This is a genomic window from Streptomyces sp. NPDC007875 (assembly GCF_042868035.1).
Lineage (GTDB): Bacteria > Actinomycetota > Actinomycetes > Streptomycetales > Streptomycetaceae > Streptomyces > Streptomyces antimycoticus.
Genome location: NZ_JBIADZ010000004.1, coordinates 15,213 through 28,942, shown reverse-complemented (window position 1 = coordinate 28,942; position 13,730 = coordinate 15,213). Strand labels below are relative to the sequence as shown.

At 70.4% G+C, this 13,730-nt stretch carries 13 protein-coding genes; 8 read left to right on the top strand and 5 right to left on the bottom strand.

All coding sequences use genetic code 11. The features are described from left to right. Window positions 1–59: 59 nt before the first annotated feature. From ACFYOY_RS09440 to ACFYOY_RS09430, 3 genes are read right to left on the bottom strand one after another with little or no spacing between them, the layout of a single operon-like run. Window positions 60–4,550: a putative T7SS-secreted protein gene (locus ACFYOY_RS09440; RefSeq protein WP_388585839.1), complete on the bottom strand. Its 4,491-nt coding sequence runs from the start codon at window positions 4,548–4,550 to the stop codon at window positions 60–62. Next, on the bottom strand, window positions 4,550–5,071 hold the full coding sequence (locus tag ACFYOY_RS09435; RefSeq protein WP_351891047.1) for a hypothetical protein: 522 nt from the start codon (window positions 5,069–5,071) through the stop codon (window positions 4,550–4,552). Before ACFYOY_RS09435 ends, ACFYOY_RS09440 begins: the two co-directional genes overlap by 1 nt. After that, a complete protein-coding gene (locus tag ACFYOY_RS09430) occupies window positions 5,058–5,456 on the bottom strand; it encodes an SseB family protein (protein ID WP_351891042.1) in 399 nt (132 codons plus the stop codon). The genes ACFYOY_RS09435 and ACFYOY_RS09430 overlap by 14 nt, the downstream gene beginning before the upstream one ends. Window positions 5,457–5,715: 259 nt before the next feature. Between ACFYOY_RS09430 and ACFYOY_RS09425 the strand changes: the two genes are divergently transcribed. From ACFYOY_RS09425 to ACFYOY_RS09410, 4 genes are all read left to right on the top strand, one after another. Next, window positions 5,716–6,585: a 4Fe-4S domain-containing protein gene (locus ACFYOY_RS09425; protein ID WP_351891035.1), complete on the top strand. Its 870-nt coding sequence runs from the start codon at window positions 5,716–5,718 to the stop codon at window positions 6,583–6,585. Window positions 6,586–6,828: 243 nt separating this feature from the next. Continuing rightward, the gene (fabG, locus tag ACFYOY_RS09420; protein WP_059147101.1) at window positions 6,829–7,533 is read left to right on the top strand and encodes a 3-oxoacyl-[acyl-carrier-protein] reductase; all 705 of its coding nucleotides are present in this window, start codon (window positions 6,829–6,831) and stop codon (window positions 7,531–7,533) included. A gap of 5 nt (window positions 7,534–7,538) precedes the next feature. Continuing rightward, window positions 7,539–8,309: an enoyl-ACP reductase FabI gene (gene fabI / locus ACFYOY_RS09415; protein ID WP_059147102.1), complete on the top strand. Its 771-nt coding sequence runs from the start codon at window positions 7,539–7,541 to the stop codon at window positions 8,307–8,309. A gap of 200 nt (window positions 8,310–8,509) precedes the next feature. Next, entirely contained in the window at window positions 8,510–8,842 is a 333-nt protein-coding gene (locus ACFYOY_RS09410; protein ID WP_351891023.1) for a hypothetical protein, read from the top strand. Between the two features lie 49 nt (window positions 8,843–8,891). Here ACFYOY_RS09410 and ACFYOY_RS09405 read toward each other — a convergent pair whose 3' ends face one another. Beyond that, a complete protein-coding gene (locus ACFYOY_RS09405) occupies window positions 8,892–9,566 on the bottom strand; it encodes a FadR/GntR family transcriptional regulator (protein WP_351891018.1) in 675 nt (224 codons plus the stop codon). 140 nt (window positions 9,567–9,706) lie between these two features. On the opposite strand from ACFYOY_RS09405, the gene ACFYOY_RS09400 reads away from it, so the two are divergent. From ACFYOY_RS09400 to ACFYOY_RS09385, 4 genes are all read left to right on the top strand, one after another. Then, complete coding sequence (locus ACFYOY_RS09400; RefSeq protein ID WP_351891013.1) at window positions 9,707–11,047, top strand: CynX/NimT family MFS transporter; 1,341 nt, start codon at window positions 9,707–9,709, stop codon at window positions 11,045–11,047. 81 nt (window positions 11,048–11,128) lie between these two features. Beyond that, the gene (locus ACFYOY_RS09395) at window positions 11,129–11,245 is read left to right on the top strand and encodes an SGM_5486 family transporter-associated protein (RefSeq protein WP_351891006.1); all 117 of its coding nucleotides are present in this window, start codon (window positions 11,129–11,131) and stop codon (window positions 11,243–11,245) included. Between the two features lie 151 nt (window positions 11,246–11,396). Further along, complete coding sequence (locus tag ACFYOY_RS09390) at window positions 11,397–11,615, top strand: hypothetical protein (protein ID WP_351891002.1); 219 nt, start codon at window positions 11,397–11,399, stop codon at window positions 11,613–11,615. Between the two features lie 115 nt (window positions 11,616–11,730). Beyond that, the gene (locus ACFYOY_RS09385; RefSeq protein WP_351890996.1) at window positions 11,731–12,249 is read left to right on the top strand and encodes a histidine phosphatase family protein; all 519 of its coding nucleotides are present in this window, start codon (window positions 11,731–11,733) and stop codon (window positions 12,247–12,249) included. A 138-nt stretch (window positions 12,250–12,387) separates the two neighbouring features. Here the strand turns inward: ACFYOY_RS09385 and serB are convergent, their stop codons facing one another. Further along, window positions 12,388–13,623 carry a phosphoserine phosphatase SerB gene (gene serB, locus ACFYOY_RS09380; RefSeq protein ID WP_351890989.1) on the bottom strand — a complete coding sequence of 412 codons (1,236 nt, stop codon included), beginning with the start codon at window positions 13,621–13,623 and terminating at the stop codon, window positions 12,388–12,390. Between the last annotated feature and the right edge of the window lie 107 nt (window positions 13,624–13,730).

Here is a 13,730-nt window from a genome sequence, read left to right as displayed (position 1 = left end):
TACCTGAACAGACTCCGTCGCGCCGGACCTGCTTTGTGCGACGAGCGTACTTACCGTTGTCACTCTGGTCCTTTGTAGTGGGGGTTTGGAATCCAATTGTGGAATCTGTCCCAAGCTCCAACGATATCAGAGGAGTCGATTTTCCTCGGGAAGGCGATCTCCTTTTCGTGGGCGCTGGGATTTCCGGGTAGTGTATTGTTCACGTCGATGCCATCGTCAATGGTGTCGACCATGTATACATAGCCATCGCTATTCGATCCGAAGCGACTGAATGCGTGAGATTTTTCTAGAGAGGTGGCCACGTATCCCGATTCGGCTGTATGTACCCCCGAGATTCCGTAAACGTGTTCCTCCAGGCTCATGTTGTCGCCTTTCGGGGAGAAGCCGTTTTCGAATATCTCTTCCACGCCTCTCGAATCTTTCCGGTACCGATGGTTCTTGTTTTCTTTCGGGCAATCCGGTGCGAGCCCCAGCGGGTCAGTCTGCGCACTTGGATTATGAACGTAGGTTCTCGGGTTAGGAGCTGGCTGCAGGCCCAACGGATCGGGGCACGTATAGCGCGCCGTCTCGGGGTCGTAGTGGCGGAAGTAGTTGTAGTGCAGGCCCGTTTCGGGGTCTGCGTACTGGCCGGGGAAGCGGAGGGGGCAGTCCACCTCTGAGGTTCCCGGCGGGGTGGGGAGAGGGGTGCCCCAGAGGGTGGTGCGGTGTTGCCAGGCGAGGGTGCCGTCGGGGGCGATGAGCTCGGTGGGCGTACCCACCAGGTCCGTGACGATCGCGTGGAAGCGCGTGTCGTAGTCGGTTCCGGCCGTCCTCGACGTCGTCGTCTGAGATAGCGGACGGTGGGTGCCGGGGGCGTAGTCCCACGTCGTGGTGTGACCGTCGGCCGTGGTCTGTTCGGCCAGGCGCGTGCCGTCCCAGGTGAAGTCGATCCGCTCGGCGACCGTGTCGTCCGCCGCGAGGCGGTGCTTGGCGGCGCGGCGGCCCAAGGGGTCGTAGGTGTAGCGCCAGCGGGCGCCGTCCGGGGTGATGGCTTGGGTGAGGCGGTCCTCCGCGTTCCAGGTGTAGGTCCAGGTGTGGCGCTGGCCGTTCAGGAGGCGGCGGGTGCGGCGGATCAGACGGCCCTGGGCGTCGTGCTCGTAGGTCGTGCGCTTGCTGCCGCCGCCCGCGTCGCGGATGAGGGTGCCGCTGAACTCACGCGGGCCAGGAGATGGGTGCTTGGGGGCCTCGGCTCTGGTGAGGTTGCCCGCCGCGTCGTAGGCGTAGGTCTCGGTCCAGCCGTGCGCGTGGACCGCCGTCACGCGGCCGACCGGGTCGAGGTCGAAGCGGCGGGTGCCGGACGCCAGTTCACGGATCTCGGTGAGGTGGCCGTCCGGCCGGTAGCTGTACGCCCGGTGCTGGATGAGGGCGTTGGCCGGGCCGGTGACGGTCTGGCCCGTCATGCGGTTCAGGTCGTCCCAAGCCTGCGTGAGTGTCACATCGGCGCCGAAGGTGCGCGACGTCTCGCGGCCCGCCGCGTCGTAGCCGAGGCGCAGACTGTTGTCCGCCGTGGTGAGGGATACCGGACGCGATGCCGCGTCATACGTCCACGTGGAGCGGACCCCGGCCGAGGTCATGCGTTCGGTGCGGTTGCCCGCTGCGTCGTACGCGTAGGTCGTGGTGCGGCCGTTGACCGACTCGGTCAGGATCCGTCCGAGTGCGTCATAGGTGCGGGCAAGCTCCGTGTCTGGGTTCGTCGCCCCCGTCAGACGGCCTGCGGCGTCGTATCCAAAGGCTGTCTCGGTGCCGTCGCTGCCGCGTGTGGAGACCGTACGGCCCAGGACGTCCCGCCGATAGTGCAGCCGCTCGCCCGCGCCGTTGGTGCGGGTGCTGATGCGGCCCGCCGCATCGTGCTCGTACGACAGCGTGCGCCCGTTGAAGTCGGTTTCGGAGATGAGCCGCCCGGCCCCGTCATAGGCGTAGGTCCAGGTCAGGCCCTGGGGGTTGGTGACCCCGGTCAGGCGCAGCTCGGTGTCGTAGGCGAAGGCGTACGTCGCCCCGTCCGGGTCGGTCCGCGTCGCCGGGAGGTCGAAGTGGGTGTGGGTGTGGCGGGTGGTGTTGCCCGCCGGGTCGGTGTGTTCGAGGAGGTTGCCCTCGGCGTCCCAGGCCCAGGTCTCGCGGCTGCCGTCCGGCCGGGTGCGCCAGGCGGGCTTGCCCTCGATCGTCCAGCCCTGGCGGGTGACATGGCCCAGGGGATCGGTGACGCGGGTGATGCGGCCATGGGTGCCCCGGCGGACCCGTGTCGTGTTGCCCAACCCGTCGGTGATTTCCACCGGCAGGCCCGCCGCGTCGCATACGACATGCGTGGTGTGGCCCAGCGCGTCCGTGACCGAGGTCAGGTTCCCCGACTCGTCGTACGTGTAGCGCGTCAGCGCGCCTGCGGGGTCCGTCGTCCGTACGCGGTTGCCCCGCTCGTCGTAGGCGTGGCGCCACACCGCGCCGTCCGGTTCGCACACCTCCAGCGGCCGGCCATCCCCGTCGTACGTGGCCGTGGCCGCCGTGCCGTCCGGGCGGTCGACGCGTATCAGGTTGCCGGAGTCGTCGTACGCGTAGCGCGTGGTGTGGCCCAGCGGGTCGGTCACCGACAGCGGCAGGCGGCGTGTCTGCGGATCCCACTCGGTGCGGGTGGTGTGGCCCAGCGCGTCGGTGCGGGACACCGCCCGGTACGCCTCGTCGAAGACGTAGGTGATGCGGTGGCCGAGCGAGTCGGTGTAGACGGTGGTGCGGGACGCCTCGTCGTAGTGGAAGCGGCCGGTCATCATGTCGTCCGAGCCGATGGTGCGCAGCACCCGGCCCCGGTGGTCATAGACGTACCCGAAGCTGGTGCCGTTGCGGTCGGTCCATGAAGTGACGCGGTGCTGGTCGTCGTAGGTGAACCGCATCGGCTCGCCGGTGGAGTTGAAGACCTCGGTCAGGTCGCCCGCGCCGTTGTAGCCGAAGGAGACCAGTAAGGTCCCTTCCTCGGCGTCACCCACGCCCAGCAGTCGCAGTCCGGTGACACGCATCAGCTCCGGATCGGTGTCGATCGCGATGCGGTACCCGCCGGAGTGCGCCACCTCTCGCGGGGTGCCGTCCTCGTCGTAGGTGAACGTGATGGACCGCCCATTGCGGTCCTCGATCACCTCGAGAGGGAGCTCATTGCCGTTGCCACCCAGCGGGGCGAAGTGCAGTGTGCGGCCCCGCTCCGGTATCTCGACCCGCATCGTGCCGCCCGCCGCGCCGTCCCAGCGCAGGGGCCAGCGCGGGCCCCGCGCCGGAAACGTGTCCTCCCCGGGCGTCGGCACCCCGTAGCGCAGCACCATGCCGTCGGCCGTGACGAACACGATCCCGTCCGCGTCCAGCTCCAGCCGCTGGTCGAGCGTGGCCGCCCAGGTGCGGCCGAACCAGCCGCCGCAGGTGTGCCCGGAGACGAAGGTGCGCTCCAGGACCAGGGGGAGCGCCCCGGGCAGGGACACGTCCGTGGCCGGCATGACCATCTCGCCGGTGGCGACGTCGACCGGGTCGTCCTCGCAGTCCCTGTCGTGCGTATGCCGGTCGTGCGTCCCCTCGCTGTCCGCCCGGCCGGACGCCTCGCCGTCCCGGCCCAGGGCCCTCTTACGGAGCGCCAGCCGCTGGGCGGCGGTCTGGCCCGTCCGGAGCTCCTTGCGCAGCGCGCTCGCGCCGCCCGTGGCCAGGGCCAGCAGCAGCGACGGGGTGATCTCGCCCGCCGCGCGCAGCGGGTCCTTGGACCACAGGTCCCAGTTCGTGACCGCCTTGGCGAACTCCTTGGGGTGCTGGGCCGCGTACGCCGCGCCGTCCGCCATGCCGGCCAGCTGCATCGCCAGGCCCTTGCCGTCACCCTTGGCGATCGAGGCGGGGATCTCGCCCAGGCCCAGGATGCCGTGGTGGACCTTCCACAGCCCGTCCTTGAAGCCGTCCCCGACCTTCTGCCAATTGCTCGGCTTGTTCGGGGCCTTCTCCGCCGCCTTGTCGATCTTCTTCTTCGACGCGTCGACGACCAGCTGCAACTCCTCGATCAGCTTGTCCAGCCGACCGACACACCCCTCCATCGCGGCGATGCCCGGATCGGTCTCCGAGGGCTTCTCCGGCAACTGCTCGTCGCCGCGCTTCACCGCGTCGTTGTACGACTCGACCTTCTTGCCGTACGCCTTGGACGCCGCCCGCGCCGCGTCCGCGTCCTCGATGATCGCCTCACACCGCTTCTGCACCGACCGCAGCTTGGTGGCGTACGCCGCCAGCGCACTCGCCGCATGGGTGAACTGGTCATGGCCCGAGGTCAGTTCCTTCGGCAGCCGGTCGACCGACTTCCGGAACTCGCTCGCGCCCTTGCCCGACCAGTCCGCCAGCTCCAGCGGCCGCAGCTTGTCCTTGCCGTCCTGGAAGGCACCCGCGTACGCGCGCAACTCCAGCACCAGGTCGTCGATGTCGTCCGGGTTGCCCGGGATCAGGTCTTTGGGCCCCGCGTCCTCCGGTATCCGTATCTGCGGGGTCCGCCCCGCGTCCGGATCGCCCATCAGGACTCGTCCCCGTACTCACTCTGCAGTTTGCGCGAGAACTTCGACAACGCCGTGTCCTCCGGGCGCTTCTCCATCTCGGGCGCGCCCACGTGCTCCCAGGACCACTTGGCCGCCGCGCCCGAGGGGAGCTTGGCCATGTTCTCGTCCGAGGGCCAGAAGTCCTTGATCCGCATCAGATCCGCCAGCATGTACCCGGCTATCGCCTCGTACAGCCGCTCCACCACCGCGTCCGCGTGATCGGCCAGTTCCCCCATGCCGAAGCCCCACTCCTTGAGGAATCCCTTGCCGGATTCCAGGAGTTCGGGCGCGCCGCAGTGCTGGAGGTAGCCCGTCAGCTTCTCCTGGCCGTTCTTCACGGCGCGGGCCCCGACGACCGACTCCTCCAGCGGGGCGATCAAACCCTTTACGGAGGCGATCTCGATCTTGTAGCCGTCGGCACCCTCGTTGCCGCCGTACTTGCCGTGTTCGCCACCCTCGCTGGGGGCGCGGTTCACATTCCGCGCGTCAGGATCCGCCACCGTCAGCCCTCTCCTCGCGGCCGTCCGCTTCCTGGCCGTCCGCTTCCTGGCTTTCCGCGCCCTGGGCGTCCGCGTCGCGCAGCGTCCGCGCGTCCAGCAGGAACGGGCGCTCACCCAGCGGGTCCACCAGTGCCCGTACACCCTCGGGCAACAGGCCCACCAGGTCCTCGACAGTCGTGGACGCCCATCCGCACGCCCCCGCGAAGCGCGCGAGCCCCTCGACCGAGGTGAAGACCGGCACGAGCGGGCCGCCTTCGGCGGTCTCCGAGACCAGGAAGCCGGGCTCCTCCGGGCGCTGGAAGTACAGCCGCGCCTTCCGTAGCGCCGCCCACTTCTCCCGCTCCGGCATCCGCGCGGCGGTCTCCTGGCGGATGAGGTCCGCCAATGTCGTTCTGCCAGCCTGACCAGGCGGTCTACTGTCCCCTCCCCCAAACATGCGGGCCATCTTCGCACAGGTGACCGACACCATTGGTGACCGCCACACGACACGGCGTGATGACGGGTCGCTCGGGTGCTTTCGGGCCCGTGAGAGAGGCTCGGGCCCGAAAGTGCAAGATCGGCAGGACCTACCGGTTTTGTCCGCGGCTGGCTATCCCTGAAAGGGCGGTCCCGGTCGGGGCCGCATTCTCGGAAGGAGTCCGGTCATGGACGACTGGTACGTGGACGACCGCTGTACCAACTGCGATGTCGCCCGGCAGTTGGCGCCCGAGCTGATCAGCGAGGTCGGCGGGCGGTCGGAGGTCGTGCGCCAGCCGCGCGACGAGGCGGAGGCGCGGCGCCTGCACGCCGCCGTGTTCGCCTGCCCCACCCGCTCGATCCGCCCCGCGTCCGGGCAGCCGGACCGGGCGCTCGACCCGTTCCCCATGGCCTTGGACGACGGTGTACTGATCTGCGGCCACAACTCCCAACACACCGCTGGGGCCAACTCCTATTTGCTGCCGCGGCCGTCCGGCACGGCGATGATGATCGACACACCGCGCTGGAGCCGGGAGCTGGCCGGGCGTTACACGGCCTCGGGCCCCGTCACCGATGTGCTGCTGACCCACCGCGACCACGCCGCACACGGCCGCCGTTACGCCGATCACTTCGGCGCCCGGCTGTGGATCCACGAGGGTGACCTGGACGCGGCGCCCGACGCGGACCAGGTGATCCGGGGCCTGGAGCCCGTGGAGATCGGCCCGGGAATCACCGCCCATCCGCTGCCGGGTCACACCCTGGGCAGTGTGCTCTACCTCGCGGACGACCGGTACTGCTTCAGCGGTGACAGTGTCTACTGGTCGCGCGCGCTCGGAGATCTGGCCGTGGCGGAGAGCGTGACCTGGCACTCCATCGAGGAGCTGGCCGCCTCACTCGCGAGGGTGGCCGGACGGCTGCGGTTCGAGTGGATCCTGCCGGGCCATGGCGACCGGTGCCATCTGGACGCCGAGGAGATGTCCCGGCGGCTGCGGGCGCTGGCGGAGCGCACGGGGCTGCTGCGACCCCGGCCGATCGACTTCACGGCCGTCCGGTGGTGAGGGCGGGCCCGGTTGGGGGAGAGGCCGGGGTCGAGCCCGGCGGGGGTCGGTGACCACCGCGTCTGAGCAGGAAGGTGACCACTGGTTTCTGTAGGAAGTCGACAGGGAGGGACACCCGCCCCTGTGGGTGCCCGATTCCTCCTCGAGGGCCCCGGACCGATAGTTTGCGAGGGTGGGGGTCGGCACGCACTGTGACGTCCGGCTCGACACCGACATGAGAGATCGACAAGAGAAGGTGGTCCCTTGAGCCGCTCGGTTCTCGTCACCGGAGGCAACCGCGGCATCGGCCTCGCCATCGCCCGTGCCTTCGCCGATGCTGGCGACAAGGTCGCCATCACCTACCGGTCCGGCGAGCCGCCGGCCGACCTGCTCGCGGTCAAGTGCGACATCACCGAGCCGGAGCAGGTCGAGCAGGCGTACAAGGAGATCGAGGAGAAGCACGGCGCGGTCGAGGTCCTGGTGGCCAACGCCGGGGTCACCCGCGACCAGCTGCTGATGCGGATGTCCGAGGAGGACTTCGCCACCGTCCTCGAGACCAACCTCACCGGCACGTTCCGCGTGGTCAAGCGGGCCAACCGGGGGATGCTGCGGGCCCGTAAGGGGCGCGTGGTGCTGATCTCGTCGGTCGTCGGGCTGATGGGTTCGGCCGGTCAGGCGAACTATGCCGCGTCCAAGGCGGGCCTGGTGGGCTTCGCCCGCTCCCTCGCCCGTGAGCTGGGCTCGCGCAACATCACCGTCAATGTGGTCGCGCCCGGTTTCGTCGACACGGACATGACGCGCGCGCTCAGCGACGACCAGCGCGAGAACATCGTGAAGCAAGTACCGCTCGCGCGTTACGCGCAGCCCGAGGAGATCGCCGCCTCGGTCCGCTTCCTGGCCTCCGACGAGGCCGCGTACATCACTGGAGCCGTCATCCCTGTCGACGGCGGATTGGGCATGGGTCACTGAACGTCATGAGTGGAATTCTCGCCGGCAAGCGCATCCTGGTCACGGGCGTCATCACCGAGGCGTCCATCGCCTTCCACACCGCCAGGCTGGCCCAGGAGGAGGGCGCCGAGGTCATCCTCACCGGCTTCGGCCGGGTCTCCCTCGTCGAGCGGATCGCCAAGCGGCTGCCCAAGCCCGCCCCGGTCATCGAGCTGGACGTGCAGAACCAGGAGCAGCTGGACGGCCTGGCCGACAAGGTGCGCGAGCATCTGGGCGAGGGTGTCGACCTCGACGGCGTGGTGCACTCCATCGCCTTCGGCCCGCAGGGCGCGTTCAACTTCCTCGAGGGCAGCTGGGAGGACGTCGGCACCGCCGTGCACGTCTCGGCCTACTCCCTCAAGGCGCTCACCATGGCGTGCCTGCCGGTGATGCCGCGCGGCGGCTCGATCGTCGGCCTGACCTTCGACGCCCAGTTCGCCTGGCCGAAGTACGACTGGATGGGCGTGGCCAAGGCCGCGCTGGAGTCCACCAGCCGTTACCTCGCCCGCGACCTCGGCGAGAAGAACGTGCGCTGCAACCTGGTCTCCGCCGGGCCGATCAAGTCCATGGCCGCGAAGTCCATCCCCGGCTTCGAGGAGCTCGCGGACGTGTGGAACCACCGGGCCCCGATCGGCTGGGACCTGACCGACCCGGAGCCGGCCGGCCGCGGCGTCGTCGCCCTGCTGTCCGACTGGTTCCCGCGCACCACGGGCGAGATCGTGCATGTCGACGGCGGTGTGCACATGATGGGTGCCTGAGCACACGGCGTTTCCGCGCGACGGCCGCCGTCCCGCCCCCGCGCACCGGGGGGCCGGGGCGGCGGCCGTTCCGCGTGCGCGTTCACCCGTCCGGGGGAACAGGACGCGCGTCCGGGTGGTGGGCACCCGCACTGTGGAGCCATACGACGAACCGACTCACCGGAGCGCCAGCGCCAGCGGCACGGCCGAGGAGGTCCCGCATGCGTACGACCCGCCGTGTCGCGGCCGCGCTGCTGCTCCTCGCCACGGTGGGTCTGGTCATAGCCGCCTCCAGCTCCGCCGCGCAGGAACGGCCCAAGAGGCGCGAGGCCGCCTGCAGCACCTCGGTGCGCGGCTCGCACGCCACGGCCAGCTGCTTCAACCCCAACCCCAACGCGGACCGGGTGCAGCTGCATGTCGAATGCGCCCGCTGGTGGGACCCGGACATGGACGCCCGCCCGGTGGAGGTCGGCCCGGCCCAGCACGTGGACCTCGCCGAGCGCTGCTGGAAGGAGATACGGAAGGCGTGGGTGAGCCACCACGCTGAGCGCTGAACCCACGCGCCCGAAGGCTGCCGCCTGCCTTCGGGCGGCCGCCGGTCGCTCAGCGCGCGCGGAGGCGGCAGCCGAACGGGTGGGTGCTGGCCTCGGCCGCCGCCTGTTCCCCGTCGCCCTCCCGGATCGCCTCCACCAGCCGTCCGTGGTCCACATACGTGTCCGGGCCCATTCCGCTGCCCACGTCCGCGCGCAGGAAGTCCCGTACGACCGCGCCCAGGTCCGCGTACAGCTCCGCCAGCACATCGTTGTGCGAGGCGGCGACGACCGCCATGTGCAAGGTGGCGTCCGCCTCGACGAACGCGTCCGGATCGCCCGCCTCCCAGGCCCGCTCGCGCCGGTCCAGCTGTGCGTCCAGCTGCTTGAGGTCCTGTTCGGTGCGGCGCTCCGCGGCCAGCTGGGCCGCCTTGGTCTCCAGGGCGCTGCGCAGCTCGGCCACATGACGGGGGTCGGCGGCGGCGAAGCGGCGGTGCATCACCCCGGCCAGTTCGCTGGTCGCCAGCACATAGGTGCCCGAGCCCTGGCGGATGTCCAGCAGCCCGTTGTGTGCGAGGGCGCGTACGGCCTCCCGCACGGTGTTGCGCGCGACCCCCAGCTGCTCGACCAGCTCGGGCTCGGTGGGGATCCGCGAGCCCACCGGCCATTCGCCCGAGGTGATCTGGGCGCGCAGCTGGGCGATCACCTGGTCGGCGAGGGCGGAGCGCCGGGGCGAGGTCAGCGGCATGACTCTCCTGTGCGTGGGGCGGATATGGCCCGAGGTGAGCGAACGGGTCGAACGGGCCCTTCCATGATGCCGTCAGGCCGTTACCGGGCGGTCGCTCACCACTGGACGGGTATTCATCCCATCATTCTATGATGGTCGGCATGCACACGCCCCCGTCTGACGATCTCGCGACGCTCGACACCGCCGACTCCGCGCCCCGCCCGGCGGAACCGGGAGGCCCGCGCCGCGCCGTCTCACCCTGGCGAGGCCGCGTCATGGCGGCAGGGCTCATCCTCGCCGCGCTCAATCTCCGCCCCGCCGTCACCAGTCTCGGTCCCCTGCTCGAAGAGGTCCGCGCCGACCTCGGGATGAGCGGCACCGTCGCCGGAGTGCTCACCTCCGTGCCCGCGGCGTGTTTCGCGCTCTTCGGGTTCACCGCACCCCGGCTGGCCCGGCGCTGGGGGCCGGTGGCCATCGTCTGCGCCGGGCTCGCCGCCATCGCCGCCGGTCTGCTGCTGCGCCCCCTGGCCGGCGGGACCGTGGCCTTCCTGGCGGCCAGTGCGCTCGCCCTGGCCGGGATCGCGGTGAGCAACGTCCTGATGCCGGTGATCGTCAAGCGCTGGTTCCCGGACCGGGTCGGCTCGATGACCGGGCTGTACTCGATGGGTCTGTCGCTGGGCACCGCCGCCTCCGCGGCGGTCACCGTGCCGCTGACCGACGCACTGGGCGGCTCCTGGCGGACCGGGCTCGGGGCATGGGCGCTGCTCGCCGCGGTGGCGCTGGTGGCGTGGCTGTTCCTCGCCCGCGGCCGTACGAGCGATTCGGGGGCGGACGGCGCCGAGGCGACCGGTACCGAGGCGGGCCGTACGGACGCGGACGCCCCGGCCACGGCCGAGAGCGTCGCCCCGGCCGACGGGCCCGCGATCCGCATCACCCGCAGCCCCCTCGCCTGGGCGATGGCCGTCTTCTTCGGCTTCCAGGCCACCGCCGCGTACATCTCCATGGGCTGGATGCCGCAGATCTTCCGGGACGCGGGGGTCTCCGCCTCCACCTCCGGATTGCTGCTGGCCGTGATGATGGCGATGGGTGTGCCGCTCGCCTTCGTCCTGCCGCGGATCGCCGCCCGGCTGCGGCACCAGGGCGTCCTGGTCGTCATCCTCGGCGTCTTCGGCCTCACCGGTTACGCCGGGCTGTGGCTGGCTCCGGCCGCAGGCGCCTGGGCCTGGGCCCTGCTGCTCGGCATCGCCAACTGCGCCTTCCCGCTCGCCCTCACCATGATCGGCATGCGGACGAGGACCCACGCGGGCGTGGTCCGGCTGTCGGCCTTCGCGCAGTCCGTCGGCTATCTGCTGTCCATCCCGGGCCCGCTGCTGGTCGGCGTGCTCTACCAGCACAGCGGCGGCTGGGGCCAGCCCATCGCGCTGATGGCCGGGTTCATGGTGCCGCAGATCATCGCGGGCGTGCTGGCCGGACGCGACCGCACCCTCGAGGACGAGGTCTGATCGCGGTCGCGTACGGAGGCTGATCCATGTCGCGTGCGAGGGCTGATCGAGGTCGCGTACGGGGGATGGGAGACTGGTGCCATGCCAGTGCTCGATGAGAACCCCCCGGACGGCCAGAAGAAGCTCCTCATCATCCTCGGCGTGATGCTGGGCATCACCGTGATCGTCGGCGTGATCGCCACCCTCGCCTCGCCCTGACCCGGGGCGGGGGACCGGATGGTGGGGCTGGCCCCACCATCCCCTAGGGGGCTGGGCTCAGGGGTAAGTGGGTGGCTCACCGGATGGGAGCCGCCCCGCCCGCTCCGTACCGTCGAACCATCGACACGTTCGGCGACCCGGAGGCGATCCCATGTCCGCCCGCACCCGTACCCGGCCCGCACACCCGGTGGACAGTGGCATGGACGTCCGGCTGCCGTGGTGGGCCATCGTTCTCCCGACCGTGGCCTTCGCGGCGCTGCTGCTCCTGCTCACCGGGCCCACCGACGCCCATGCAGAGAGCGGTGTCTCCGGACCGGTCTCGCAGGTCGTGGACTTGCTGCACCAGACCTTCGGGGACGCGGCACCGTGACCACCGTAGGCGGTGGTGATCAGCCGTGTCCGCCATATCGCGGCTGTGCTCACGTTTGACGAGGTCGTTCCAACACCCTGCGCTTCGTGCACCGATTCATGCGAAGCTGGGACGCATGAGCGTCGATGTGCCCCGCAGGATTGTCCTCCTTCGACACGCCAAGGCCGACTGGCCCCAGGTGGCCGACCATGAGCGCCCGCTCGCGGAGCGCGGCCGCAATGACGCCCCGCTCGCCGGGCGCCGGATCGCGGAGGCCGGTCTCACCCCCGAACTCACCCTCTGCTCCACCGCGCTGCGCACCCGTGAGACCTGGAAGCTGGTGGTCCACGAGCTGCCGCACCGCCCCAAGACCGTCTACGAGGAGCGGCTGTACGACGCCCCGGTCGGTCAGCTCATCGAGGTGATCAACGAGACCGCTGACGACGTCACCGATCTGCTGGTCGTCGGCCACAACCCCGGGATGCACGGCCTCGCCGACGCGCTGGCGGGCGAGGCCGACGAGGGCGCCAGGGAGCGTATGGAGCGTGGTGCCTTCCCCACCTCCGCGTTCGCCGTCGTGACCTTCAGCGGCTCGTGGAAGTCGGTCGAGATCGGCTGCGGGCGTCTCGCCAGCTTCTGGGCGCCCCACGAGTGATGCCCGATTCCCGGGTGATCCCCCGGGCGTGATCTCAGCCCACCGGCCCCCGCTCCGCCGTCGTACGGGGAGTGGGGGCCGGTGCGCGTTCCGGGCCGGGGCCCGTCAGCCCTGGGTCCCTCGGCCTGAGCCCTCGGGTCAGTCCACGTGCGCGTCCGCCGCCTCGACCTCTTCGCGGGTCACGCCCAGCAGATACAGCACCGTGTCGAGGAACGGCACGTTCACGGCGGTGTGCGCGGCCTCCCGGACGACCGGCTTGGCGTTGAAGGCGACGCCCAGCCCGGCCGCGTTCAGCATGTCCAGGTCGTTGGCCCCGTCGCCGATCGCGACGGTCTGCACCAGCGGCACCCCCGCCTCGGCCGCGAAGCGCCGCAGCAGCCGGGCCTTGCCCGCCCGGTCCACCACCTCTCCGACCACCCGGCCGGTCAGCTTGCCGTCCACGACCTCCAGGGTGTTGGCGGAGGCGAAGTCCAGCCCCAGCCGCTCCTTGAGATCGTCGGTGACCTGCGTAAAGCCACCGGAGACCACGCCCACCTGATAGCCGAGACGCTTCAGGGTGCGGATCAGCGTACGGGCGCCGGGCGTGAGCCGGACCTCGGCGCGCACCTTCTCCACCACGGACTCGTCGATCCCCGCCAGCAGCGCGACCCGCGCGTGCAGCGACTGCTCGAAGTCCAGCTCACCGCGCATCGCCCGCGCCGTGACCTCGGCGACCTCGGCCTCACAGCCCGCATGCGCGGCGAAGAGCTCGATCACCTCGTCCTGGATCAGGGTGGAGTCCACGTCCATGACCACCAGGCGCTGGGCCCGGCGCTGCAGCCCCGACGCCACCACGGCCACATCGACGCCGATATCGGCGGCCTCGATGGCCAGCGCGGTGCGCAGCGGCTCCGTCTCGGCGCCGGAGACCTCGAACTCCACGGCCGTCACCGGATACTTCGCCAGCCGGAAGATCCGGTCGATGTTGCCGCCGGTGCCGGTGATCCGGGAGGCGATGGCGGCGGTCGACTCGGCGGTCAGCGGATTCCCCAGCACGGTGACATGCGACCGGCCGGTGCCACGCGGGCGGTTGTCGCCCCGGCCGGAGATGATCTCGGCCTGGAGCCGCATCGACTCCGCCCAGCTGTGCACGGTGGCCCGCAGATCACCCTCGGTGCCGTCGGCCGTCGGGGCCGTGACCAGGACGCACAGCACGATACGGCCCCGGGTGACGACCTGCTCTATGTCCACTATGTGCACGCCGTAGGCGGCGAGAGTGTCGCAGAGGCCGGCGGTGATACCGGGGCGGTCCTTGCCGAAGATCTTGACAAGGAGGGTGGGGACATCGTCGTCGTCCGGTACGGCGGTGACAGGGAGGATCCGCGGTGTGCTCATGGTCTTCCCACCGTATCCGGCTCATCCCGCGGTGCGCGCGGCAGCCCGCACCGTGGACGGTCGCCTGAGGTGGAACGTTCATGTCCCGGTCGCCGCGGCGTCACCCC